The 23,852-nt window shown below is 69.3% G+C and carries 19 protein-coding genes; 8 read left to right on the forward strand and 11 right to left on the reverse strand.

The window, feature by feature from the left end; genetic code table 11:
- Positions 1-51: 51 nt before the first annotated feature.
- Complete coding sequence (locus CSC65_RS07330; RefSeq protein ID WP_162409908.1) at positions 52-2,532, forward strand: glycoside hydrolase family 9 protein; 2,481 nt, start codon at positions 52-54, stop codon at positions 2,530-2,532.
- Here CSC65_RS07330 and CSC65_RS07335 read toward each other — a convergent pair.
- Positions 2,529-5,210, reverse strand: coding sequence for a bifunctional diguanylate cyclase/phosphodiesterase (locus CSC65_RS07335; RefSeq protein WP_162409909.1), 2,682 nt, complete (start codon positions 5,208-5,210; stop codon positions 2,529-2,531). The genes CSC65_RS07330 and CSC65_RS07335 overlap by 4 nt on opposite strands.
- Before the next feature lie 499 nt (positions 5,211-5,709).
- Between CSC65_RS07335 and CSC65_RS07340 the strand changes: the two genes are divergently transcribed.
- Positions 5,710-6,831, forward strand: coding sequence for a dipeptidase (locus tag CSC65_RS07340; RefSeq protein ID WP_162409910.1), 1,122 nt, complete (start codon positions 5,710-5,712; stop codon positions 6,829-6,831).
- 34 nt (positions 6,832-6,865) lie between these two features.
- On the opposite strand, the gene CSC65_RS07345 is transcribed toward CSC65_RS07340, so the two are convergent.
- On the reverse strand, positions 6,866-8,842 hold the full coding sequence (locus tag CSC65_RS07345) for an alpha/beta hydrolase family protein (RefSeq protein ID WP_162409911.1): 1,977 nt from the start codon (positions 8,840-8,842) through the stop codon (positions 6,866-6,868).
- A gap of 321 nt (positions 8,843-9,163) precedes the next feature.
- Positions 9,164-10,444 carry an aminopeptidase gene (locus CSC65_RS07350; protein WP_162409912.1) on the reverse strand — a complete coding sequence of 427 codons (1,281 nt, stop codon included), beginning with the start codon at positions 10,442-10,444 and terminating at the stop codon, positions 9,164-9,166.
- 263 nt (positions 10,445-10,707) lie between these two features.
- Between CSC65_RS07350 and CSC65_RS07355 the strand changes: the two genes are divergently transcribed.
- Both CSC65_RS07355 and CSC65_RS07360 read left to right on the forward strand, forming a co-directional pair.
- Positions 10,708-11,550, forward strand: a complete 843-nt coding sequence (locus CSC65_RS07355) for a class I SAM-dependent methyltransferase (RefSeq protein WP_162409913.1) — start codon at positions 10,708-10,710, stop codon at positions 11,548-11,550.
- A 94-nt stretch (positions 11,551-11,644) separates the two neighbouring features.
- On the forward strand, positions 11,645-13,543 hold the full coding sequence (locus CSC65_RS07360; RefSeq protein ID WP_162409914.1) for a S9 family peptidase: 1,899 nt from the start codon (positions 11,645-11,647) through the stop codon (positions 13,541-13,543).
- 107 nt (positions 13,544-13,650) lie between these two features.
- Here CSC65_RS07360 and CSC65_RS07365 read toward each other — a convergent pair whose 3' ends face one another.
- From CSC65_RS07365 to CSC65_RS07385, 5 genes are all read right to left on the reverse strand, one after another.
- Positions 13,651-14,064 carry a CBS domain-containing protein gene (locus CSC65_RS07365; RefSeq protein WP_162409915.1) on the reverse strand — a complete coding sequence of 138 codons (414 nt, stop codon included), beginning with the start codon at positions 14,062-14,064 and terminating at the stop codon, positions 13,651-13,653.
- Between the two features lie 110 nt (positions 14,065-14,174).
- Positions 14,175-14,813 (reverse strand): glutathione S-transferase family protein, encoded by a 639-nt coding sequence (locus CSC65_RS07370; protein ID WP_162409916.1) that lies wholly within the window; start codon positions 14,811-14,813, stop codon positions 14,175-14,177.
- Positions 14,810-15,028, reverse strand: a complete 219-nt coding sequence (locus tag CSC65_RS07375) for a DUF4287 domain-containing protein (protein WP_162409917.1) — start codon at positions 15,026-15,028, stop codon at positions 14,810-14,812. Before CSC65_RS07375 ends, CSC65_RS07370 begins: the two co-directional genes overlap by 4 nt.
- Positions 15,029-15,307: 279 nt before the next feature.
- Positions 15,308-15,652 (reverse strand): DUF3817 domain-containing protein, encoded by a 345-nt coding sequence (locus CSC65_RS07380; protein ID WP_202922844.1) that lies wholly within the window; start codon positions 15,650-15,652, stop codon positions 15,308-15,310.
- Positions 15,653-15,686: 34 nt separating this feature from the next.
- Complete coding sequence (locus CSC65_RS07385; protein ID WP_162409918.1) at positions 15,687-16,202, reverse strand: nucleoside 2-deoxyribosyltransferase; 516 nt, start codon at positions 16,200-16,202, stop codon at positions 15,687-15,689.
- 117 nt (positions 16,203-16,319) lie between these two features.
- Between CSC65_RS07385 and CSC65_RS07390 the strand changes: the two genes are divergently transcribed.
- Entirely contained in the window at positions 16,320-17,474 is a 1,155-nt protein-coding gene (locus tag CSC65_RS07390) for a threonine aldolase family protein (protein WP_162409919.1), read from the forward strand.
- Between the two features lie 52 nt (positions 17,475-17,526).
- On the opposite strand, the gene CSC65_RS07395 is transcribed toward CSC65_RS07390, so the two are convergent.
- Genes CSC65_RS07395 through CSC65_RS07405 form a run of 3 tightly spaced genes read right to left on the reverse strand, consistent with a single transcriptional unit; the run spans position 17,527 to position 20,258 of the window.
- Positions 17,527-17,751, reverse strand: coding sequence for a hypothetical protein (locus tag CSC65_RS07395; RefSeq protein WP_162409920.1), 225 nt, complete (start codon positions 17,749-17,751; stop codon positions 17,527-17,529).
- Between the two features lie 49 nt (positions 17,752-17,800).
- The gene (locus CSC65_RS07400) at positions 17,801-18,016 is read right to left on the reverse strand and encodes a hypothetical protein (protein WP_162409921.1); all 216 of its coding nucleotides are present in this window, start codon (positions 18,014-18,016) and stop codon (positions 17,801-17,803) included.
- Between the two features lies 1 nt (position 18,017).
- The gene (locus tag CSC65_RS07405; RefSeq protein ID WP_162409922.1) at positions 18,018-20,258 is read right to left on the reverse strand and encodes a tetratricopeptide repeat protein; all 2,241 of its coding nucleotides are present in this window, start codon (positions 20,256-20,258) and stop codon (positions 18,018-18,020) included.
- Positions 20,259-20,411: 153 nt separating this feature from the next.
- Between CSC65_RS07405 and CSC65_RS07410 the strand changes: the two genes are divergently transcribed.
- From CSC65_RS07410 to CSC65_RS07420, 3 genes are all read left to right on the forward strand, one after another.
- Positions 20,412-21,056 (forward strand): YkvA family protein, encoded by a 645-nt coding sequence (locus tag CSC65_RS07410; protein ID WP_162409923.1) that lies wholly within the window; start codon positions 20,412-20,414, stop codon positions 21,054-21,056.
- A gap of 200 nt (positions 21,057-21,256) precedes the next feature.
- Positions 21,257-23,128: a hypothetical protein gene (locus CSC65_RS07415; protein ID WP_162409924.1), complete on the forward strand. Its 1,872-nt coding sequence runs from the start codon at positions 21,257-21,259 to the stop codon at positions 23,126-23,128.
- A gap of 122 nt (positions 23,129-23,250) precedes the next feature.
- A complete protein-coding gene (locus CSC65_RS07420) occupies positions 23,251-23,658 on the forward strand; it encodes an ExbD/TolR family protein (protein ID WP_162409925.1) in 408 nt (135 codons plus the stop codon).
- Positions 23,659-23,852: the final 194 nt, after the last annotated feature.

Consider the following 23,852-nt stretch of genomic DNA (forward strand, 5'->3'; position numbering starts at 1 on the left):
CTGGACCGCTGCGCCCCGAGTGTTAGCGTTAACACTCACGAGGGGGATCCGATGAACCGAGCCGCACGGCGTACCACCTGCACCCGCATTGCGCTGCTGGCGAGTGCCTTGGCCACGGCACTGACCGCCGTGGCCGCCTCCGGGCCACGACTGGGCGACGCGGGTTACTTCACCACGCCGGGCCTGGACGTCCTGGCCTTCAGCAACACCTACGACGGCAACTTCAGCGACGCCAAGATCGCCGGCATCGAGCTGATCCACCATGGGGTGCGCACCGCGACCAATGGCGACGTGCGCCTGGCGCCCACGCCCGAGCAGTGGGACGCGGCTGCCACGCTGCTCGAACGCACCGTCGACGCGAAGAGCGGCACGGTCACCACGCGCATGCGCTTCGACGCGGAGGATTTCGAGTACTCGGTGCGCGTGGCGCCACGCGGCGACGGCGTCGTGATCCAGGTGCTGCTCGACCGGCCATTGCCCCGGTCGCTCGCCGGCAAGGCCGGATTCAACCTCGAATTCCTGCCCTCGGCCTACTTCGGAAAGTCCTGGCTGATGGACGACGGCAGCGGGCAGTTGCCGCTGTACCCCGCCGGCCCGAGCGGCCGTGACAGGGACGGCGCGACGGTGCGCCTGCCGATGGCCCAAGGTCACCAGCTGACCCTGGCCCCGGAGGATCCGCAGCGCCGTGTCGCCATCGATTCGCCCGGCGCGCAGCTGCGCCTGTACGACGGCCGCAACCAGGCCCAGAACGGCTGGTACGTGGTGCGCTCGCTGCTGCCCAGCGGCAAGACCGGTACGGTGCTGGAGTGGTCGCTGGCCGCGGGCACCGAGCCCGGCTGGACCCGGCCGACCGTGATCGGTCATTCGCAGGTCGGCTACCACCCGGCACAGCGCAAGGTGGCCGTCCTCGAACACGACCGCAACGCATCGCCTCCGGATCGTGCGCGGCTGTTGCGCGTGGAAGCGGACGGCACCACCCGCGAAGTGCTGGCGTCGGCGCCGCAACGCTGGGGCCCGTACCTGCGCTACGACTACTACACCTTCGATTTTTCCACCGCGCGCGAACCGGGCCTGTACCAGATCGAAGCCGATGGCCAGCGCACCGCCGCCTTCCGCATCGCCGACGACGCCTACGCCACGGCCTGGCACCCGACCCTGGACGTGTTCTTCCCGGTGCAGATGGACCACATGTCGGTCAACGAGGCCTACCGGGTCTGGCATGGCCGTTCGCACATGGACGACGCGCGCCAGGTCGCACCCGGCCGCGAGCATTTCGACCTGTACGGCCAGGGCCCGGACCTGGATTCGCCGTTCCAGCCGGGCGAGCACATCCCCGGCCTGGCGATCGGCGGCTGGTTCGACGCCGGCGACTTCGACCTGCGTACCCAGACCCACTATTCCACCGTGATGTCGCTGGTCGACACCTGGGAACTGGCGCGCCCGCTGCGCGACGAGACCACGATCGACCAGAAGCGCGGGCACGTGGAGATCCACCAGCCCGACGGCGTCCCCGACCTGCTGCAGCAGATCGAGCACGGCACGCTGATGCTGATCGCCCAGCACCGCGTGTTCGGACATGCCATCCCCGGCATCGTCGAGCCGGACCTGGGCCAGTACACGCACCTGGGCGACGCGGTGACCAAGACCGACGGCAAGGTCGACGACCCGTCCGACCCGGATTCGCCGCACGACGACCGGCTGGCCTTCACCAGCAATACCACCGCGCTCAACTACGGCTCGGCCGCCGGCCTGGCCGCGGCCAGCCGCGCCCTGCGCGACCACAACAGCGCGTTGGCGGCCGAGAGCCTGGCCACGGCGAAGAAGGTGTGGGAGTTCGAGCAGGGGCGCGAGCCGAACCTGTTCCGGGTCGGCAACACCACCGGCGGCGACCCGCAGGACGAACAGCTGCGGGCGGCCGTGCAACTGCTGCTGGCCACCGGTGATGCGAAGTACGCCAAGGCCATCGCCGCGTCGTGGCCGGCGATCGATGCGCGCTTCGCCTTCAACGCCGGCACGGTGGTGCCCGTGCTGCCGAAGATGGATGCGGCGTTCACGGCGAAGTTCCGCGAGCGCGCGGTGAAGTTCAAGGAGGAGCGCAAGGCGTTCGTGGACGAAAACCCCTACGGCGTACCGATCACCCGCGGCGGATGGGCCGGCAACAGCGCGGTGGTCGGCATGGCCACCACCAACTACTGGCTGCACCGCGCCTTCCCCGAGCTGTTCGACATCGAGGACACGCTGCAGGGCCTGAACTACCTCTACGGAACGCACCCCGACTCCAACCTGTCATTCGTCTCGGCGGTGGGCGCGCGCTCCAAGCAGGTCGCCTACGGCAACAACCGCGCCGACTTCTCCTTCATCGCCGGCGGCGTGGTGCCCGGCGTGCTCGTGCTCAAGCCCGATTTCCCCGAGAACAAGGAAGACTGGCCGTTCCTGTGGGGCGAGAACGAATACGTGATCGACCTCGGGGCCAAATACCTGTTCCTGGTCCACGCCGCGCAGGACCTGCTCGGCGCACGGGAGCCGCGCTAGCCCAGGCCAGCGGACGGCATGCGGATTCCGCCGGGGCGCTGGAACAGCACCCGCTCCGGCCGGTGCAGGACGAAGCCTTGGCCGTAGTCCACCCCCAGCTCGCGCAGCGTCGCCAGGGTGCGCTCGCTGTCCACCCACTCGGCGACCACCTTGAGCCCGCGCTGCTGGCCGATCTGGGCGATCGCATTGACGATCGCCCGGCTCATCGGATCGCTGCCCAGGTCGCGGACGAAGCTGCCGTCGATCTTGATCACGTCCACGGGCAGGTTCTTCAGGTAGCCGAAAGAGGACATGCCGGCGCCGAAGTCGTCCAGCGCGATCCGGCAACCCACCGCGCGCAGGCGCTCGATCACCCGCACTACCCGCAGCAGGTTGCGCACGGCCACCGTCTCGGTGATCTCCAGGCAGATCCCCGCCGCGGGCACCCCGAATTCGTAGATGGTGTCGAGAATGAAGTCGGCCAGGCCGTCGTCCTCGATGCTGGCACCGGACAGGTTGATCGCGCAGGTGCGCAGCTCGCCGCCGCACGCGTGCAGCCGGGTGAAATTCGCCAACGCAGTGCGGATCACCCAGCGGTCCACCAGCGGCATCAGTCCGTAGCGCTCGGCCGCCGGGATGAAGGCGCCGGGCAGGAACACCGTGCCGTCCTCCTCGCGCAGGCGCAGCAGCAGTTCGATGTGGACCGGGTTTTCCGGCGACGGCAGCAGCGGCACGACTTCCTGGTAGTCCAGCAGCAGGCGGTCCTGCTCCAGCGCCCAGCGCAGCCGGTTGGCCCATTCCATCTCGCTGCGGCGGCGGGTGGTGTCCTCGTCCTCGCGATAGGAACACACCCGGTTGCGGCCGCCCTCCTTGGCCTGATAGCACGCACTGTCGGCCCACGCCAGCAGGTCCTTGAGCGTGCAGCCGTCGCGGTCGACCATGACCATGCCGATGCTGGCGCTCACCGTGTAGGTCCGGTCCTGCCAGACGAACATCACCCCTTCGATGCACTGGCGCATGCGCTCGGCCAGCTCCTGCGCCTGGTCCTCGTCGATGTCGAAGGCGAGCAGGCCGAACTCGTCGCCACCCAGCCGCGCCAGCAGGTCGCCCGGGCGCAGGTGCGCGCGCAACGCGTGGACCAGCTGGACCAGCAGCTGGTCGCCGGCCATGTGCCCGGACACGTCGTTGATCAGCTTGAACTGGTCGAGGTCGATGTACAGCAGCGCGAATGGCGCCATGTCCGCATCGCCCTGGCGCCGCGCCAGCGCCTCCTGCAGGCGCCGTTCGAACTCGCGCCGGTTGCACAGTTCGGTCAGGCCGTCGTGCGCGGCCTGGTAGCGCAGCCGTTCGGTCAGCTCGCGTTGCTCGCTGGTATCGGTGGCGACCATCAGCAGGTAGGGCGCACCATCGACTTCGACCTGCGCAAGCGACGCACTGGCCCAGAACGCCTCGCCACCGGCGGTCACCACCATCGCCTCCTGGCTGGCCCAGCTGCCACCGGCGGTGGCCTCGGCCATCGCCTGGCCGCCGAGCAAAGGATTGGCGAACAGGGACACCAGCGGCGTGTCCAGCACCGCGCCCAGGTGATTGCGCGCGGCCTGGTTGGCGTAGACGATGCGGCCATCGCGGCCATCGGCAAGCAGTACCAGCGCCGGCAGCAGTTCGTTGAGCACGCGGAAGCGCGCCTCGCTCTCGCCGAAACGCGCGGACATGCGCCGGCCCAGCTCCAGCGCGCGGCGATAGGTCGTGGCCTGCGAAAGCATCAGCAGGGCCAACAGCATGCTGATGATGGTCCCGGCGGCGACCACGCGCCAGATCCCGCCGGTTTCGACCACGGTGCTGCGCGGCCACAGCTGCAGCTCCCAGCGACGGCCACCGAATTCCACCTGCCGCCGCTGCGGGGCGGCACCCTCGGGCAGTACGCCCGATGCGAACACCGTCGCCTGGTCGGGCGGCGCATCCAGGTCGGTGATCGCCACATGCATGTGCTCGAGGATCCGGCCCTGCAGCGCCTGCCGCAGCATGGGCTCCAGCCTCAGGCTGATCGCCAGTGCGCCGATCTCGCGCAAGCGGCGTTGCTCCGGGGTGACCGGCCGGGGGCCCTGCGAATAGACCGGCAGGCGCACTGTCATGCCGCGGGCGGCGGCGGCATCGGCATCCGGGAACTGCAGCAGCCGGAACGGCGCGGAGATCGACGGCATGTCGGCATCGCGCGCCCGGTGCAGGGCGGCCAGGTTCTGCGGCTGGCTGGCGATGTCCAGGCCCACCAGCATCCCGTTGCCATGCAATGGCGAGACCAGTTCGTAGCGGTACTCGGCCCGCGCCGCGGACTGCGTACCGAGGCGGGCGAACGCGCTGGCCACGAACCCGGGCACGCGCTCCTGCGCGCGCAGGTTGGACTGGTATTCGGCGAAGGTCTGCTGGTCCATGCGGTCGTTGGACAGGAATACCGTCTGCATCGCCCGCAACGCCTGCGCGCCGGTGTCCAGCGGCACCAGCACCCGCGCCTGGGCGGCATCGGCCAGCGACTGCTGCATCACCTGGGCGCGGCCACGCGCGTCCAGCCATTCGCGACGCGCCATCTCCGCGGTGAACAGCAGCCCCACCCCCAGCACCAGCATCGCCCAGGCCACGGACGCCCGCAGCCCTCCGCCATGGGACACCTCCGGCGCGGCGGGCATGTGATCGTGGAACGGCATGCGGATCCTCGAGTGGCGGGCTTCCGGACCCGGTCGCGCCGGAGGGTTTCGGCTCATCGGTCGCATCCGGGCGGCGGGCGTCCTTCCTTTGTACATTCGGTCGCGCCACGGTTTTCTTGAGCCCGGATCGCGATCCGGGACGTCGATGGACCGCGCTGCCGTGCGCGGTCCGTCATGCGGGAAGCATCCCGATCGCAAGCAGCGCCCCTTCCGTTCGACGACGGTGACCGGAGTTGGAAGCTGCGTGGCGTGGTTCCGCCAAAATACCGCTGTCCAATTTCATCGACCTACCTGCACGAGTACGGGCGGCAGCACGGGTAACTGGCAGCCAGCGGCCCGGGTGACCAGGGATACGGCAGGGTAGGCGGGAAGGCATGAAGGCGGCCTCACGCCGGATGCCGCTGCATCCGTGCGCTGTATCCTGCGCCGGCGGGCCCGAGGCCCGCTCCGCGCGGCCGGTTCGCGCCGCCGCGGCCACACTCCCTTCCGCCAGGCCACGATGACCTTCGACCGACGCACCTTCCTCACCGGCGCGGCCTGCGCCGCCGCCGTCGCCTCGCTTCCGGCCGCCGTGCGTGCCGCCGCGCCGCCGCAGCGGATCGTCGTCAACGCGCTGGGAGGACTGGGCGATCCCAACCTGCCCGATGACACGCTGGTCCCGCAGCTCACGCCGCGCGTACTCGCCGAGGCGCGCGCGTCCGGCCTGACCGCAGTCAACGTGACCCTGGGCTACGTGGCCGGTGGCGAGGATCCGTTCCAGGCCAGCGTGCGCGACATCGCGGCGACCGACGCACTGGTCCGCGCGCACGCGGCCGACGTGCTCAAGGTCCTCACGGCGGCCGATATCCGCCGCGCCCATGCCGATGGACGCATCGGTCTGATCTACGGCTTCCAGAACGGCGCCATGCTCGGCGACGACCTGGAGCGGATCGACATCTTCACCGACCTGGGCGTGCGCGTCTTCCAGTTGACCTACAACCCGGCCAACCAGCTCGGCGATGGCGCGATGGCGCCCGGCAACCGCGGACTGAGTCCGTTCGGCCGCGAGGTGGTCGCGCGCCTGAACGAGCGCCGTGCGATGGTCGACCTGTCGCACAGCGGCGAGCGCACCTGCCTGGAAGCGGCGCGCCTGTCGTCCGCACCGGTGTCGATCAACCACACCGGCTGCCGCGCGATCGCCGACCTGCCGCGCAACAAGACCGATGCCGAGCTGCGCCTGGTCGCCGAGCGCGGCGGCTTAGTCGGCATCTATTTCATGCCGTTCCTGGACCTGTCCGGGCACGCGCGCGCCGAGCACGTGGTCGCCCACCTCGAGCATGCGGTGAAGACCTGCGGCGAGGACCACGTCGGCATCGGCACCGACGGCACCGTCAGCCAGATCGACGACATGGTCGCCTACCGGGACACGCTGGCGCGCGAAATCGCCGCGCGCCGCGCCGCCGGCATCAGCGCCGCCGGCGAGCGCCCCGATACCTATCCATTCGTGCTCGACCTGCGCGGCCCGGACCAGTTCCACACGCTGGCCCGGCTGCTGCAGGCCAAGGGCTGGTCCGAGGCGCGGATCGACAAGGTGCTCGGATTGAACTTCCTGCGCTTCGCCGGGACGGTCTGGGGCGCATAGCGGCAGCGGGCACTCCCGCTGCCCGCACGTTGCCCTACTCGGCTACCGCGCCGCCCAGGTGCGGTGCCAGGAATGCCAGCAGCCGCGTGTAGTACTCGCGACGGTGTTCCTCGGTGTAGAAGCCATGGCCCTCGTTGGGGTAGTACAGCGTCTCCACCGGTACCCCGGCCTTCTTCAGCGCCTTCTCCATCTGCCGCGTGTGCTCGACAGGGGCACGCTCGTCCTTGCCGCCGGCGGCAAGGAACACCGGCACCTTGATCCGGTCGGCGAGGTTGACCGGGGATCTGCCGGCCAGCGCGGCACGGTCGCCCATCCATTCCAGTGCCCAGGTCCGCCCGGAACGGCTGCGGCTGGACGCATCGCGATGCATCATCGGCAAGTCGTAGACGCCGACATAGCCGACCGCGCACCGGTACAGATCCGGCTCCCGGGCCGCACCCATCAGCGCGGCATAGCCGCCGTAGCTGGCGCCGTAGATGCACATCTTCGAGCCATCGGCGATTCCCTCGCGCACCGCCCAGCGGGTAGCGTCGGTCAGGTCGTCCTGCATGCGGCCGCCCCATTCCTGGTTTCCGGCCTGCATGTACTGGCGTCCGTAATTGCCCGAACCGCGATAGTTCACCCTCAGCACCGCGTAGCCGGCGGCGGCGAGGATCTGGGCATCGTCGTCGAACTCCCATCCATCGAAGACGCCGAACGGCCCGCCATGCGGGAGCAGTACCAGCGGTCGCGGCCCCGGCGCCTGGCCGCGCGGCTCCGTCAGATAGCCGTGCAGCGGCAGTCCGTCGCGCGCCTTGAAGCTGACGTAACGCGTCGCGGGCATCGCATCCGGGATGAACCACTCACGTCGGCTGAACACGCGGTCGGCGCGCTTGGTCCGGGTGTTGAACAGGAAATAGTCACCGTTGTTGCGGTCGCTCCATACGTACAGCAGCACCTCGCCACCATCGGCCGTGGCCGAAGTCATGCGGATGGAGTCGCCACGGAACGCCTTCTCCAGGCCGCGGTACAGGCGGGCGGTCGGATGGTCGTCGTCGAAGAACCGGTTGCGCACTCGATCGGTCATGTACGACGCACCGATCGGCGTCTGTCCATCGAGGTCGTAGAGGATGCGGTACGGATCGGCCACCGCGTCGCGCAGCACCTCGCGGTACTCACCGGTGGCCGGATTCCAGCTGACGATCGCATCCGGCCCCTCGCTGCGTTCGGCCTGGAGGTAGGCCAGCGTACCCTCTGCATTGAGACCCAGCGGGTACTCCTGGCGTTTCGTGACATTCTCGTCGTTGACCAACTGCCACTTCCCGCCACTTCCTTCGCGGTAGTACAGCCTGGAAACGTTGTCCGTGTCGGCGCCCACCGCGAAGCGCACCTGGCCCTTCAGATCGGCGACGAAGTCGGCGCGGCGAACCGGCGCCGAAGCCAGCACGTCCCGCTTGAGGGTGTAGATATCCAGCTTCTCGATGCGCACGTACGGGTCGCTGGTGTTCACCGCCATGGCCGACACCAGCACCTTGTTCGGCTCGTCGCGCAGGGTGCCCTGCATGAAGACCGCGCGCTCGAACTCGGTCCGGTAGGTGAATGAGTTGCCGGGCGTGTCATCGACGCCGTACGGACTGGCCAGCAACTTGCTGTTCTTGCCATCGGCATTGACCGCATGCAGTTCGCCGCGGGTGTAGGGCCTGTCGCGCGAGCCGTACTTTCCTGCCATCGACACGACGACACGCTCGTTGTTGGCCCACCAGAAGTCGTCCACCACGGAGTTTTCGCCGCCCATGATCTTGGTCGTGGGCACCATGTCCGAACGGCGGATGATCGCCAGCACGGTGCGATCCTCCAGAGGCACGGTCACTGCGAAGTACGCGCCATCGGGCGAAATCTTGACCCGCTCGTACTGGTCCTGCTTCAGGTAGGGCGCCAGGTCGACCTTGCCCTGTCCGGCGGCCGCGGCTACACCGGCCCACGAGAAAACACCGGCGAACAGCACGCCGGCCAGCCTGTTGCGGTGCGACATCCCCATCCCCCGTCTGGATCCCCGGGGTGATGTTGGCAAGCGCCGGAAACGCTGTCCATCGACGGAAGTCACAACCTGGCGCGACCACGTGCGGCGTGACACCGGGTCGCCCGGGCACCCGCAGGGTCGCCGGCGGCAGGGTCTCCGGGCCGGACGCGATGGCCGACGGAACGGTACCGGCGATCACCGGCATTGCAGCGGACACGCGACCGGAAATCGAACCCGATCGCGGCCCGGGAGGACCGCCTTTCCGCGAGCATGACGCGGAACGCACCCTGCGCGACTGCCCCGATAGACAGCCGCGCATTGCGGGCCGTTGCGCTACTGCAGCTTCAGCTCGCCGTTCTCCACGATCGGCTTGCCATCCAGGGTCACGGTGCTGCCCGGCAGGAACACGGTCTGGCCCGCGTTGGAGTAGTTGTCGCCGCCGGCCCAGGCATTGGACCCGGTGCCGACGGTGACCGCACCGGCCGGCATCCAGCTGCCCGCCGTGCTGCCGGCACCCAGCTTGATGTTCGGATTGATGCCCAGGTTGAAGAACGACAGTTCGTTCTTGCGCGCGTCGTCCATCGCGTCGTACGCGGCCTTCAGGTCGGCATAGCCGGGGCCGGAGCCTTCCATCGCCGTGACCTTGCCATCGGCGATGGCCAGGCTCAGCCGGTCGATCTTCTTGCCACGGAAGCTGGAACCGGAATCCACCAGCGTTCCCTGGGCGCTGCCCGGTACCGGCGTGGTGAACACGTCACCCGCGGGCAGGTAGACCGACAGGGCCGACCCTCCCTGCTTGCGGTCCTCCTCCGAGATGATGCCGTCGCTGACGCCGACCTTGCGGCCCTGGATGCGGAAGGTCAGGTCGGTGCCGTTCGGATTGGTCACGTGCACTTCGCTGCCCGATGCCAGCGCCGCGCGGATCTTCTCGCCCTTCGCCTGCAGTTCGGTGTAGTCCATGCTCACGCCGTCCCAGAACATCTTCGCCAGCGCTTCTTCGCTCATGCCGAAGCGCTCCGCGCGTGCGGCGGTGGGATAGAAGTTGTTCCCGAGTTCGACCATCCGCACGCCGTTCTTGAACATCGCCTGCCCGATGCCCTCGTTGGCCTTGCTTCGCGCCGCCATCCGCTTCGGGTCGGCGCCTTCGAACAGGGTTTCGCTGGTGCCGTTGCCGAGGCTGATGACCACGTCGAAGATCTCGGTCAGCTTTCCGACCAGCGCATCCTCGCGGGCGTCGTACTTGTCGGGAACGTCGAAGAACAGGCGCCTGGACAGTCGATCGCTGCTGTACTCGATCATCGGGTAGCCACCCACCCTGGCCACCTCGACCGCGAGGTCCTCCATCAGCTCCGCGTCCTGCGGACGACCGGTGATCAGCACCGCTTCGCCATCGGTGACCCCGGCGCTCTGGGTGACCACGCGGCGCGCCAGCGCCTCCAGGTCCACGGCCGGTGCCGCCGCTGGCGCGGCAGCGGGCGCGGCAGCGGGCGTGGCGGCGATGGCTTCGGGTTGGGCGGCGGCCGGAGTGGCAGCGGTGTCGTCCGCGTTGCGCTTGCATGCGGGCAAGGCGCAGATTGCGACCGCGACGGAGGCGGCCAGAAGAACGTGCTTCATGAAGGCATCCCCAAGAGCTGCCGGAAGTGGCAGGAGGTGGATGCTACTTGCGGGCCGACGCGTGGCAGCGACCGTTCATCGGGCCGGGTCGTGCAACGCGAAACAACTATAAAGCGGCCATTTTTGCGTGTTTCTTGGCTGTCCTCCGCGACTCCGATAGCGAACCGACGGCCACGCCAGCACCGCACCTTCGGCCCGCCTGCCCGACCGGAACCGGAACCCGTCGGTTACGATGCCCGCCCCGCCCGACCGCCTCCCATCCCGTGTCCCCAAGCCCCGGCCCGCTGCTGACCCGCGACACCGCCGATGCGCTCCTCGCCGCGCACCGCCAGGGCCTGCCCGGCTGGAGTGGCTCTTTGGACCTGGGCCGAAGCCAGGGACAGGCTTCGCTGGCGATCGATCACTGGCAGTGGCAGGACGCGCGCTACCCGTATCCGGAACGCCTGAAGGACCGCACGATCTACCGGTTCGACGGCGAGGCCTGGTCGCCGGTGTCGCGATACGCCGGCTCGCTGATCAAGCTGGTGCCCACCGAGTGGGGCGCTCCTACTTTCGAGATCGACGGCATCAAGATGCTGCCGACCTCGAAGGAGTCGCCGATCGACGACGCGCGGCGCAAGGTCGCCCTGGTCCAGCCGGCCGGCAAGGTGGTGCTCGATACCTGCGGCGGACTGGGGTACTTCGCCGCGTGCTGCCTGGAGGCCGGCGTCGCCCGCATCCATTCGTTCGAGAAGAACGAAAGCGTGCTGTGGCTGCGCACGCTCAATCCCTGGTCGCCAGATCCGGAAGATCCCGCAAGCGGAGGTCGCCTGCAGCTGGTGCATGCCGACGTTTCGCAGGCGGTCACGGCGATGGCAGATGGCTCGGTCGACGCGGTCCTCCACGATCCGCCGCGTTTCGGCATCGCCGGCGAACTCTACTCGCAGGCCTTCTACGACCAGCTCGCGCGGGTGCTGCGTCGTGAAGGCCGGCTGTTCCACTACACCGGCAGCCCCAACAAGCTCACCAGCGGCCGCGACGTGCCGCGCGAAGTGCAGAAGCGCCTGGAGAAGGCGGGTTTCAAGGCACAGCTGGCGCTGGATGGCGTGCTCGGGACAAGGCGCTGAGGGGACTGGCGTCGCATGCTTGCACCTGACGCCGCATCGCGCCGGCTCGAGCAGGTACCCTGAGCGCTGCCATCGACGACCAGGGGACACCGTCATGACCGGACTGCTTCGCGCCGCATCCCTCGCTGTTTGCCTGGCTGCATTCCTGCCCACCTGGCGCGCCCAGGCCGGGCCCGCGGCCGATCCTGCCCTGGAGGCGCGCATTGCCGCGATGGGACGCGTCGGCAGCGCCAGCGGCGCGCAGTTTTCCCCGGACGGCACGCAGATCGCCTACATCACCAACCTCAGCGGCGTGCCGCAGGTCTGGCGCATCCCGGCCGACGGTGGCTATCCGCAGGCAGTGACCGCCGGCAGCGATCCCGCATCGGGCGTGCGCTGGTCGCCCGATGGCCGGCTCGCCTACGCGGTGTCGCCGGGCGGCGGCTACAACGCGGCCTTGCTGCTGACGTCGCCGGATGGCACCGGGACGCGCGCGATCGACGACGATGGCGATGCCAACACCTTCGTCGGCGAGTTCACCCGAGACGGCCGCTACGTGTTCGGCAGCAACGTGCGCGACGCCGCCAGCATGGACGTATGGATCTGGGATCCGAAGACCGGCAAGGCCCGCAACGCGATCCGGATGCAGGGCATCGGCGGTGCGCTCGACGTCATCGGTGACCGCGCGCTGGTGTCGCGGCTGGTCACCCGCGGCAACGAGAACCTGTGGCTGGACGACCTCGCAACCGGCAAGAGCGTCCTGCTGACGCCGCACGAAGGCACGGCCAGCGTCGAAGGCCTGTTCGGCGCCGATGCCTCCACGGTCTACCTCAACCACAACCTGGGCCTGGACCGCAGCGTTTTCGCGCACATGGCCATCGGTGCGGACGGCACGCCTTCGGCGCCGAAGACCCTCGCCAGCCGCGACGACGGCGAACTGCAGGACTTCGCGCTGAGCGACGACAGGCAGACCGCGCTGCTGGTCTGGAACATCGCCGGGCGCAACGAGCTTGAACGCATCGACCTGCGCAGCGGCAAGCGCACGCCGCTGCCGGCGGCACCTTCGGAACTGGTGTCGGGCATCGACTTCGCGCCCGATGGTCGCTCGGTGGTGCTGGCGGCATCCGGCTCGCAGGCCCCGGCCGACCTGTGGCGGCTGAACCTCGACGACGGCCGCTGGACGCGACTGACCTGGAGCCCGCATCCGGGCGTGGACCTGGCGCAGCTGGTGAAGCCGACGCTGCGCACCTACACCGCCCATGACGGGCTCGAGCTGTCGGGCTGGCTGTACCTGCCCAGGGACTTCAAGGCCCCCGGCCCGGTGGTGCTGAGCTTCCACGGCGGCCCGGAAAGCCAGGAGCGCCCTGCGTTCCGCGCCGACTACCAGGCACTGGTGGCCAGTGGCATCGCCGTGTTCGCGCCGAACATCCGCGGCTCGTCCGGCTTCGGCAAGGCCTTCATGCAGAGCGACAACCATGCCGGCCGCTTCGACGCCAACCGCGACATCCAGTCCACCGCCGACTTCCTCGTCCGCGAAGGCATCGGCGCCAGGGACCGGCTCGGCATCATGGGCGGCAGCTACGGCGGCTACGCGACCATGGTCGGCGTCACCGAATTCCCGGACACGTTCGCCGCGGCGGCCAACCTGTTCGGCATGGTCAACTTCGAGACCTTCTTCGCGCAGAGCACGCCGTGGATGGGTGCGATCTCCACCGGCGAATACGGCGACCCGAAAACCCAGCGCCAACTGCTGCGCGACCTGTCGCCGATCCACAAGCTGGATCGCGTGCGCACCCCGCTGATGGTGATGCACGGCGCCAACGACACCAACGTGCCGCTGGTCGAAGCCGAGCAGATCGTGGATACGCTCAAGCAGCGCGGCGTGGACGTCGAGTTCGTGCTGTTCCCGGACGAAGGCCATGGCTGGCGCAAGGAAGCCAACCGGGTGAAATCGACGATCGAACTGACCCGGTTCTTCCGCGACCACCTGCTGGCCGACGGAAAGACCCACTGACACTTCGCCGCCGGGCAGGCCCGGCGCTACGGGAACAGCCATCCCTACCGTAGGGCGGGGCTCGCCGCGCTGCGCCATCAACGCGCACTGACTTCCGGACGCGGAAGTCAGTGCGGCATGGCCACGCCCCTGAGCAGCTCCTGCGAGGCGTAGGCGTCGCCGCCGTGGGCGAAGTTGGCCAGCGAGACGATGCCGACCAGGCGCTTGTCGCGATTGACCACCGGCAGCCGTCGCATCTGCAGTTCGGCCATGTTGGCGGCGACCTGCTCGACGTCCTCGTCCTCGAAGCAGTACTTCACGTCGGTGGACATCACGTCGCGGACCAGCATGTCCGCGCCCCGGCCGTTGGCGACGGCGCGGGTGACGATGTCGCGGTCGGTGATGAAGCCGACCAGGCGGTCGTTGTCGCCGACCGGAAGGCTGCCGATGTCATGCTTGGCCATCACTCCGGCCGCGCGTCCGAGCGTGTCGTCGGGGGCGATGACGCATACGTCGGCACTCATCAGTTCGCTGATCTGCATGGGGAGCTCCTGCGGGGTTGAACGCCGCAGCATCGCCAAGTGCAGATTAAGCCGCCGCCAACGGGATGCATGCGGCACGTTAAGCGGCCGCCGGCCGTCAACGACGAGGCTCACGCCGGAATAGGCGGCAGCTCCGGCGCCTGCAAGCCCTGGAAGGGATCGCGCCACGCAGCGAGCGCTTCGAGCCGCCCGTACCAGCGCTGCAATGCGGGGTATTCATGCAGCGGCAGGCGCGCGGCATCGTTGCAGGGCAGGAACGTGGCCATGCGGAAGTCGGCGTAGGACAGGCCGTCCTCCAGCAACCAGTCGCGCTGCGACAGCTCGGCCTCCAGCAGGGCGGCCGACGTGGCGAAGCGGCCCAGGCCCTCCTCGACCTTCGCAGGATCGGTCGGGCCCTGGGCATAGCGCAGCCGGGTGCCGCGCTCGTACTGCACCATCTCGCAGGCGCGGACGAAGTTCTCCTTGCCCCAGCTCAGCCACTGGATCATGCGCGGCTCGGCATCGCCGCGCCGCCAGAACACCGAGCCGGCATCGCGGGAAAGCCGGCACGCGATCGCATCGGTTTCCCACAGGCTGCCGCCGGGGAATACCAGGATGGGCAGGAACAGCGTCGGATTCAGCGGCCGGTAGCGCTCGGCCTGGCCCGGCGCGAACGGAGCGGCGAATTCGAACGCGACCGGCGCGCCCACGTGGCGCGCCACGGCCACCGCGAGGCGCGGGTTGGGGTTGCGGCTGAAGAGCAGTTTCATGCGCGGCCTGCACGGGCGCGCTGGTACGCCACCAGGGCATTGGCGTGGCCATGGCCCAGCCCATGCGAGGCCTTGAGGAACGCCACCTGTTCCATGTGCGGGCGTGCCGCCACGGATTCCAGCAACGCGAACCAGTGCGCGACCGGCTTGCCGTAGGCCTTCTCGATGGACGGGAAGTACGAGGCGGGCCCCGTGGCCCGGGCATCAGCTTGCATGGCGTGCTCCTGCGTTGGCGGTCGTGCGGGTACGACGGGCGGGAAGCAGCCTGTTCGACACCTGCCGGCGACGTCGCGGTGCCGCCGGCGTGGCGAGTGCGTGTCGGATGCCTGGCCGGGAACATCCCGCTTCCGGGTACGCAACTGCGCCGACCCACACAGCAACTTCGGGCAGGTGCGCCAGGAACCGCGCGCCCGGACAGGGCACAAGCCCTCATCGCCTCGCGGCGGGATCATCAGCCAGGCGTCGACGCGATGGACCGGCGCACCCGGCGCGACTCAGGTGGAAGCCTGTGCCCCGGCGGGAGCCGGCTGCGACAGCAGGCCGATGCGGCGGAACCACATCTCCACCGGCACCGTCACCAGCGGCGGGATCGCCGCCAGCAAGGCGACCAGCAGTGCCCACAGCGGCCAGCGCAGGCGCACGCCCGCATACAGGCTGACCACGACGTAGAACAGGAACGCCGCGCCATGCAGCCGCCCGAACAGCCACACGCCCAGGTCCGTGGTGCCGGTGCCGTACTTGAGCAGCATGCCGACCAGCAGCCCGGCCCAGGTCAATGCTTCGAGGAACGCGGCGACCGCGAACAGGCGCCCTGTGGCGGACAGTGGACGTGGGGACATCGGGGATTCCGGGCAACGAGGGCGTGCAGGGTACCTATCGATCCCGGTAACGCGCCAGTTGCACCAGCGCCGCGCGCAGGTCGCCGACCACCAGCGGCGCGGGCACCGACAGCATCAGGTTCAGCGGCAGGCCGAACTCCTCGATGCTCCAGCCGTGCACGTCGAGCACGCCATCGGCGCCGATCGCCTGCGGATGCCGCTCGCGGATGCGCTGGGCGAAGCTGCCGTGTTCGGGGATGTAGCCGAATACCGGCTTGCCCTTGGCCACCGCGTAACCGACCTCGAAGCAGGTACCGCTGTCGGGCTCGGGGCCGCGGAAGAAATCCAGGTTGGCCAGCACCGCGTCGGCACGCTCGATCAATTCGATGTTGGCGCGGTAGATCCACGCCGCCTGCGCGGCCGGGTCGGTGATGTGCGCCGGCACGTCCTGGTCTAGCGGGAAAAGCCCCTCGAAGCCGAACTGCGCGCATTGCGCCTTGAGCTCGAGGCCGCGCGCATGCGCGTCCGGACGGAACACGTCGGGACCGGCCAGGTACAGGGAATGGATCATGCGCGGGCTTCCGGTACGGGAATCGCCATTGTCGGCCATGCACGCCCGGTGCGGCTGCGTTTGACAGCGGAGCGCGCGCGACGACAGCATCGACCCACCATTCGAAGGGGATCGATCTTGGACCGACGTACGTTCCTGGGCACGGGGGGCGCGGCGATGGCCGCCTCGCTGCTGCCCGGCGCATCCCTCGCGGCCGGGGCGGCAGGCCGGAAGGACGCGCTGTTCCAACGCATCGACCTCGTGTCCGATGGACTGGCGCTGGATCCGCGCGAGTACGCGATCCGGTTGCAGGAAGCCGTCGCCGGCGGACTGGATGCGGACAACTATTCGCGGGGCGGCGCCATCGAACGCCTGGAGGGGACGTTCGCACGCCTGCTGGGCAAGCCGGCGGCGATGTTCGTTGCCACCGGCACGCTTGCCAACCACATCGCCGTTCGCAGGCTCGCCGGCGAAGACCGCCGCGTGCTGGTGCAGGCCGAAAGCCACCTCTACAACGACAGTGGCGATGGCGCCTCGAACCTGGGCGGACTCAACCTGGTCCCGCTCGGCGAGGGCCAGGCCACGCTGCGGCTGGACGACGTGCAGCAATGGGTGGAACGCTCGCGCGGTGGCCGCGTGCGCAACGCGGTCGGCGTCATTTCCATCGAGACGCCGGTGCGCCGTCGCGACCATGCCATGGCCGACTTCGCCGAGATCGAACGGATCAGCCGCTACGCGCGCGAGCAGGGCATCCGCCTGCACCTGGACGGCGCGCGCCTGTTCACCCTGCCGCACCACTCCGGTCGTTCGCTGGCCGAGTACACCGCCCTGTTCGACACGGTCTACGTCTCGCTGTGGAAGCACTTCAACGGCGCCAGTGGCGCGATCCTGGCCGGCAGCGCCGGGTTCGTCGATGGCCTGTACCACGAGCGCCGCATGTTCGGTGGGGCGCTGCCGGGAGCATGGCCGCTGGTGGCGCCGGTGGAGGCTTATGCCCTGCGCTTCCAGGCCGATTACGCACAGGCCTGGCGCGCAGCCGATGCGCTGATCGGCCACCTGCAGGCCGACGGGCGCTTCAAGGCGCGCAAGCTCGCCGACGGCACCAGTCGCTTCTTCCTGGCCGTCGCCGACGCATCGGCGCAGGCGCTGCCCGAGCGGCTGCGCGCGCACGACATCATCCTGTCGCGGCCGCACCCGGAGACGGGCGAGTTCGCAATCCAGGTCAATCCAACCCTGCTGCGCATGGATCCGGCCGAGCTTGCGCGCCGGTTCACCGGAGCGCTCGCGGGCTGACTCGGCCCGACCACCGGCGCGGTCACGTGCCGGTGGTCGGCATCCGGAACGGTCAGCCCTTGACCTTGCGGTGGGCCACCGAGACCTCGATCTCAAGGCCCAGCGCCATCGATTTCCAGTCGCCGTGGTCGTCCATGTTGACCACCACCCGCGCGACCTTTCTCGGCGGCGGCTTGGGTACGACCGTCCCGCTGAGCACCGGCTTGATATCGACGTCGATGACGATGCCGTCGCCGAGTTCGATCGAGAGTCGCTTCTTCTGCACTCGTGTGGCCATGCTGCCGCTCCTGCTTTTTTCCCACCGGAAGGTCGCCGTTTCCCCTGGATCAGGGCTGGTACTTGAGGTCGATCTTGAAGTTCGCCTGCACCGGGGCCGCCTCACTGGAGGGATCGCCGATATCCAGCACCAGTTCCGCCAGGCGCCTTGGATTTGGACGCGGCTTGGGCACCACCGGGGCACTGGCCTTGAGCTGGATGCTGACGTCGACGAAGACCCCCTCGGCGATCGCCACGCTGAAGGTCTGCTCTCTGGTCATGGTCATTTCACGTTCCTCTTGGGGGCGCCTCGGGTGTGGCTGGATCCGGCGGGGTCGGCGCTGCGGCCCCCGGCGGCGTGGCCAGGCCCGTCCGCCGGAGAGCGGCCTGGGTATCGATGCGCGATGCGGGGATGCCGGCCTTGCGCGCGGCCTGCAATGCGACGCGGGCCTGGTCCAGCTCGCCGAGCACGGCCAGCGCCTGCGCGTTGAACATGGCGACGTCGCCGGGTTCGTGACCCAGCGCCTGCGCCTGTTGCGCGAGGCGCAATGCGCTGTCGCGCTCGCCGAGTTGCGCGCGGTACCAGCCCAGCGCGGCAAGTGCCTTGGCGTCGTCGTGCTTGGCATCGACGAAACGCTGCGCCAGTGCCGCGGCCTGCGCGTAGGTCGCAGGCGCCTGTGCAGCGGTGCGCGGGTCGGCCTCGAGTGCATCGGCGAGGAAGCCCACGTAGAAGAAGTCGGTCGGATTGAGTTCGATCGCGCGGCGGTAGAGCTCGGCGGCGCCGGCGTAGTCGCCCTTCTGGTAGCGCAGCGTGCCCAGGTTGCTCAGCGAAGGCTCGTTGGGCTCCAGCGCCAAGGAACGCCGCAACGCGACCTCGGCGGCCTCGTTGTCGCCGGCGGTCAGCAGCAGCCCGCCATAGATGCTCCAGTACCAGGCATCGTCCGGGCGCAGCGACAGGGCGGTGCGGTACGAGGCGATCGCTTCGGGGTAATGACCAAGCCGGAACTGCTGGTAGCCAAGTTCGGCATGCACCTGCGCGTTGCCGGGGCTGGCCAGCAGCGCCTGGCGGAAGTCGCGCATCGCGTCCTCTTCGCGCCCCTGGTCCACGCGCACCTGCGCGCGCCCCACCAGCGCCTGCCAGCGCATCGCCGGATCGTCGACGATCGCGTCGTAATACTTCAGCGCCTGCGCCGCGTCGCCCTGAACGCGGTACAGGTCGCCCATGGCCAGGCTCACTTCGCCCATCGTGCGATCCATGTTCGAGGCGCGCAGGCAGGCCAGTCGTGCGCTTTCGAACGCGTCGACGTCGCGGTTGGATTCGAAATTCCAGGCTTCGGTGCGGCACAGCCCGGCCTGCGCCTTGGCGAAGCCCGCGTCGGCTGCCAGCGCCTTGCGGAACTGCTCGGCGGCATCCTTGCGCGCGTCTTCGCCCTGCGGGTGGATCATCTGTTTCAGGCCGAACAGGTAGGCGTCGAATGCGGCCGCGTTGCGGGTCGGCGCCAGCCGGCGCTGCAGGCTTTCGCGCTCCTCCGGGAGCATTTCGACCAGCGCGCCCGCCACCGCGTTGGCGATGTCGGTCTGCGTGTCGAAGATGGTGTCCGCATCACCGTCGTAGTTGCGCGACCACAGCGTGTAGCCGGTGCGCGTGTCCGACAGCCTCGCGTTGATGCGCAATCGCCGCCCGTCGCGACGGACGCTCGCGTCCAGCACCGAGGCCACGCCCAGCAGGCGGCCCAGCGCCTTGATGTCCTGGCCGCGGTCGATCGCCTCCGGCGGTCGCCATGCCGCGACCTTCACTCCGCGCACGCCGGCCAGCGCGTTGAGCATCTCCACCGACAGGCCTTCGGCGAAGAAGCGGTCCTCGCGCGCCTCGCTGAGCGTGGTGAACGGCAGCACGGCGATCGAGGCCTCGAGCGGTGCCGCGCTCTGGCCGCGGTCCCGCCACCACCACGAAGCGCCGCCCAGGACGCCCACCGCCACCAGCACGGCCACCCACGACATGCGCGCGGGGGCATGGGCTGCGTCTGCATGCGCAGCTGGCGGCTCCACGATCGCATCGACGCTGTGTGCCACTGCCGGGATCGGAGGTGCCGTCACCTCCGCTGCCGACGCCACGGCAGCCGCCAGGGAACCCGTTGCGTCGGCCTCGGTCGCTGCCGCCGGGACGGATGCCTGCGTTTCCAGCACGCCCACGAAGCGGTACCCCAGCGCGTGCTGGGTCTGTATGTAGCGCGGGTGCTGCGAGTCGTCGTCCAGCGCAGCGCGCAGCTGGGCGATGGCCCGGGTCAGGACTCCGGGGGTGACATGGCGGTGGCCCCAGACCTGGTCCAGCAGCGCGTCCCGGCCCAGCAAGTCGCCCGGCCGCTGCAGCAACGCCAGCAGCACCGCGAAGGCCTTCGGCTCCAGCGCCTGTTCACGTCCGTCGCGTACCAGCGTGTGCGCGGCCGCGTCCACGACGATGCCGTCGAAGCGGTAGCGCCCGTTGCCGCCGCCGTCGCCGGGGGCATTCGGGTCGTTGCCGGGCTTCATCGCCAATTCCTCATGATTGCCTCATGAATTCAGCAAACACGCATGGAACAGTCGCACCTGCCTCATGACCTGCATGCGCAGCCCCGGGATGCTGGCCCGGCGCCGGCAATGCCGCGCCTACCCACCCCCTGGAGACGAACGATGAACGCTGTGATGACGAACCGGTCCCTGGTCCAGCCGCTGCCCGCCGTCCTGGACACCCCCCTGTCCTTCAATCTGCTGCGCCGCCGCAAGAACATCGGCGACTACCACCTGGCTTCGGTCGACCTGGAACGCTTCAACCACCTGCTGGCCCGGCTGGGCCGGGACAAGGCGCCCTTGGGCATGGACCAGCTGGCGACCGCCGCGCGACAGCTGTCGGCGGCCACGGATGAAGCGGCACCCGAATGTATCGCCCAACGTATTGCGTGGATCGAATCGGTCGTGGCCATGGCTGGCGACCCGGCCTGGGAGGCCGCCAACGACGTCGCCGACTGCGCGCGGCTGGTGGTCGACTATGCCAACGACGTCCACGACCTGATCCCGGACTGGATGCCGCGGATCGGCCGGCTGGACGATGCCATCGTGATCGACGCGGCGTGGCCGACGCTGCACCACGAGGCGGCCTGCTACGAAGACTTCCGCCGCCTGCGCGCACTGGAAGCCAGCCTGCGCGGCTGCAGCCCCGACGCACTGCCGTTCGACCGCCAGGCGTGGCAGGTCGCACGCCAGGCCGAAGCCGCCCTGATCGCCCACCGCCGCCGCGTGCGCGAATCCAGCTACGTGCCGGCCCCGTCTGCGATGTTCCGGGTCCACTGATCCTGCGCAGGCATCGTGCGAAGTAGAAGCATGCCGCCCCTCGTGGGCGGCATCTTCTTGTGGCCTCGCATCACCCGGCGAAGCGCTGGCGGCGGTCCGCCCGCGGGGCGACGCGGTCTTGAACGACAAGATCGATGGCGCCGGCATGCCGTGATCCATTTCCGCTACGCTTCGCCGATCGTGACGACAGGGAAGACGGCATGCCAGGCAGGACGCGGTGGGTGGTACTGGGGTGCCTGTTGGCCAGCACGATGGGGTGCCAGCGGTTCGCCGCACCGGAAGAACGGATCAATGCAGCGCTCCCCCCGGCTGCCGAAGTGCTCGAGGCCAGGCAGGCCTTCGACGAACAGGCACGGCTGCAGGCCTTCGACGCCGCCCGCATCGATTCCGAACTGCACAGCCGCCTGAAGATGCGTGCGCTGGAATGCGCGCATGGTTATTCGCCGTCGTGGCTCCAGAGCGAGGAAGAAGTCCGCGCCCAGCTGACCGATGCGGCCTGCTTCGAGAAGGCCGACCGTGCGCTGGCGCAGTGGATCGGCTTGCGCCACGCGGGCCTGCTGCTGGCCGCCCCGCCCTTGCGCCCCGTGCCTGCGCAACCGGCGCCATGGCTGGTCGCGGGCGAACGCATTTCCGAAGGCAGTTTCCCGCGCGAGGCTGGCATCGCCGTGCTCCATACCGCGACGGGACACGAACTGTTCGACCTCGGCAGCGGCGAGCGCTTGCGGCAGATTCCCCGCGGCGAGCGCAGCTTCGTCGTCGACATCTCCGACAACGGCCGACTGCTCAGCCTCAACCAGGGCCAAGCCACCGTCGTGCTCGACCTGGCACGCGGCAAGCCGCTGCTGCGCCTGGAGCATGCAAGCGATCAGCGCCTTTTCTGGCTCGGCCAGGCCGGCGCACTGTACGTGCCCGAGGTCACGCGCCGACCGGTGTTCGTCGACCTGCTCAACGGCCTGGAAAGCGATATTCCCACGCCGCTCCACCGGATTACGGCCGTCTCGCCGATGCCGGTGCCCGGCCGCTACGCGCTGCTCGGCTTCAACCGGCATGCCGCCATCGACCTGCACCAGGACGCCCGCGGCTGGACCGCCCGCCTGGCCCAGGAGATCGAGCCGGGGCAGGCCATCGGCCAATGGCCGCGCGGCAACCTTACCGCCGACCGCAGCATGCACCTGGGCCAGCAGAACGGCCCGGTCCTGATGGACCTGCGCACCCTGCGCATCCGCAAGCCCGAGCTCGCGCCGCTGATGCTGGCCATCACGGTCCCCACGCCCGACCCCGACATCGCCTATCTGTTCGGTCATCACCGTATCGCCAACGGCGTCGAGCACCAGGCGCTGCTGTACTCGATCAGCCGGCATACGCTGGCACCGGCACGGATCGGCAAGCGTCTCTCCTCGACCGTGACCTACATCCCCTCCATCGGGCGCAATGCGCTGCTGGACGACTTCAAGCTGGTCCTGCTCGATGGCCTGGCGCCGGCGCAGGCGCCGGTGGACGCCGACGCCTATCTGCGCCAGCTGCCGGTGGTCGAACCGGAGCCTGCCAGTACGGACGATGCGGCGCAGCTGGCCGCATTACGCGCCGCCTTCCTGGCCCAGGCCGGTCGCGACAGCGACGGCGCGACCAGGGCCCCGGCCACGGGTGCCGACCACGACCTCGCGGCGCTGGCCAGGACCGCCATCATCGAAACGGTCGGCGTCTACGAAGGCGAAGGTGCCGTGCACGGCGCCGGCAGCAGCGTCCGCGAACCCGGCACCGTGCAGGTGCTGGTCAGGCGCGGCAAGCCTGTGATCCTGGTACTCACCTCCTACGAGCCGGTGAACTGGATCATCAAGCCGGAACCGGGCGCGAAGGTGGCCGCGGTCCTGCACGGTGGTTACCACCCTTCGCAGGTCCATGGCGCCGGCGACGCACGCATCATCGACATGGGCCGGGTGTACGCCTACAAGCGTGGCGAAGGCGGCTTCGAGCGGCTTGACGGGGAGGTCCGCCAGCGCAGCGGCAAACCGGTCGGCCGCTTCCAAGGCAACTATCGCGGCAACCTGTTCCAGGTGGGCGGCGGCGGTTGATGCCGGCGCGGCATCCGCAGGCAGGAACGGATCCTGAATGCCGACGGCCGGCAACCGCCACAACCCGTCGGCCGGCGTAATGTCGGTCACGGGGCGACCGGCCCCGCTGCAGGGAGCGAGCCATGGCGTTCAGTACCGCAGGAAGATCCGGACCACTGGCCGATATCAACGTCACGCCGCTGGTGGATGTGATGCTGGTGCTGCTGATCATCTTCATCGTGACCGCGCCGATCGTGGCCCGTCCGATCAGCGTGCAGTTGCCGCAACCCTTCGACAGACCGGTCGACAGGCCGGACCCGCCGCCGCCGATCGAGCTGCGCCTGGATGCGGCCAACCAGCTGACCTGGAACGGTGCGCCGCTCGCCGCCGGCGAACTGAAGGGCCGGATGCAGGCGCAGGCCTGGGCGTACGCCGGCAACCTGCCTGAACTGCGCATCGCGACCGACGAGAGTGCCGAGTACGACGCCCTGGCGAAGATCCTGGCGACGGCCGAAGCGACCGGCATGCAGCGGATCGCATTCGTGCGCTAGCGGAAGGGACGTGGCCGCCCGCGGGCTGCGGGCGGTCCACGGCGCCGCAACGCGACTGCCCGGCAACACCTCGACAAGCGGGTGTCGCGCGACGCCGGCCCGCTGCCGGGTCCAGTCGGGAAACAGCGGCTCGCGCCGCACGCCCTGACACCGGCAGCCGCCAGCGCGACCGACTGCGATCGATGAGCTCGGCG

This window comes from Pseudoxanthomonas daejeonensis (assembly GCF_010093205.1).
Classification (GTDB): Bacteria; Pseudomonadota; Gammaproteobacteria; order Xanthomonadales; family Xanthomonadaceae; genus Pseudoxanthomonas; species Pseudoxanthomonas daejeonensis.

Bases quoted from the DNA above. Each gene is read 5' to 3' on its own strand.
- CSC65_RS07330 (WP_162409908.1), top strand. From the start codon at position 52: ATGAACCGAGCCGCACGGCGTACCACCTGCACCCGCATTGCGCTGCTG.
- CSC65_RS07335 (WP_162409909.1), bottom strand. From the start codon at position 5,210: ATGCCGTTCCACGATCACATGCCCGCCGCGCCGGAGGTGTCCCATGGC.
- CSC65_RS07340 (WP_162409910.1), top strand. From the start codon at position 5,710: ATGACCTTCGACCGACGCACCTTCCTCACCGGCGCGGCCTGCGCCGCC.
- CSC65_RS07345 (WP_162409911.1), bottom strand. From the start codon at position 8,842: ATGTCGCACCGCAACAGGCTGGCCGGCGTGCTGTTCGCCGGTGTTTTC.
- CSC65_RS07350 (WP_162409912.1), bottom strand. From the start codon at position 10,444: ATGAAGCACGTTCTTCTGGCCGCCTCCGTCGCGGTCGCAATCTGCGCC.
- CSC65_RS07360 (WP_162409914.1), top strand. From the start codon at position 11,645: ATGACCGGACTGCTTCGCGCCGCATCCCTCGCTGTTTGCCTGGCTGCA.
- CSC65_RS07365 (WP_162409915.1), bottom strand. From the start codon at position 14,064: ATGCAGATCAGCGAACTGATGAGTGCCGACGTATGCGTCATCGCCCCC.
- CSC65_RS07370 (WP_162409916.1), bottom strand. From the start codon at position 14,813: ATGAAACTGCTCTTCAGCCGCAACCCCAACCCGCGCCTCGCGGTGGCC.
- CSC65_RS07375 (WP_162409917.1), bottom strand. From the start codon at position 15,028: ATGCAAGCTGATGCCCGGGCCACGGGGCCCGCCTCGTACTTCCCGTCC.
- CSC65_RS07380 (WP_202922844.1), bottom strand. From the start codon at position 15,652: ATGTCCCCACGTCCACTGTCCGCCACAGGGCGCCTGTTCGCGGTCGCC.
- CSC65_RS07385 (WP_162409918.1), bottom strand. From the start codon at position 16,202: ATGATCCATTCCCTGTACCTGGCCGGTCCCGACGTGTTCCGTCCGGAC.
- CSC65_RS07395 (WP_162409920.1), bottom strand. From the start codon at position 17,751: ATGGCCACACGAGTGCAGAAGAAGCGACTCTCGATCGAACTCGGCGAC.
- CSC65_RS07400 (WP_162409921.1), bottom strand. From the start codon at position 18,016: ATGACCATGACCAGAGAGCAGACCTTCAGCGTGGCGATCGCCGAGGGG.
- CSC65_RS07405 (WP_162409922.1), bottom strand. From the start codon at position 20,258: ATGAAGCCCGGCAACGACCCGAATGCCCCCGGCGACGGCGGCGGCAAC.
- CSC65_RS07410 (WP_162409923.1), top strand. From the start codon at position 20,412: ATGACGAACCGGTCCCTGGTCCAGCCGCTGCCCGCCGTCCTGGACACC.
- CSC65_RS07415 (WP_162409924.1), top strand. From the start codon at position 21,257: ATGCCAGGCAGGACGCGGTGGGTGGTACTGGGGTGCCTGTTGGCCAGC.
- CSC65_RS07420 (WP_162409925.1), top strand. From the start codon at position 23,251: ATGGCGTTCAGTACCGCAGGAAGATCCGGACCACTGGCCGATATCAAC.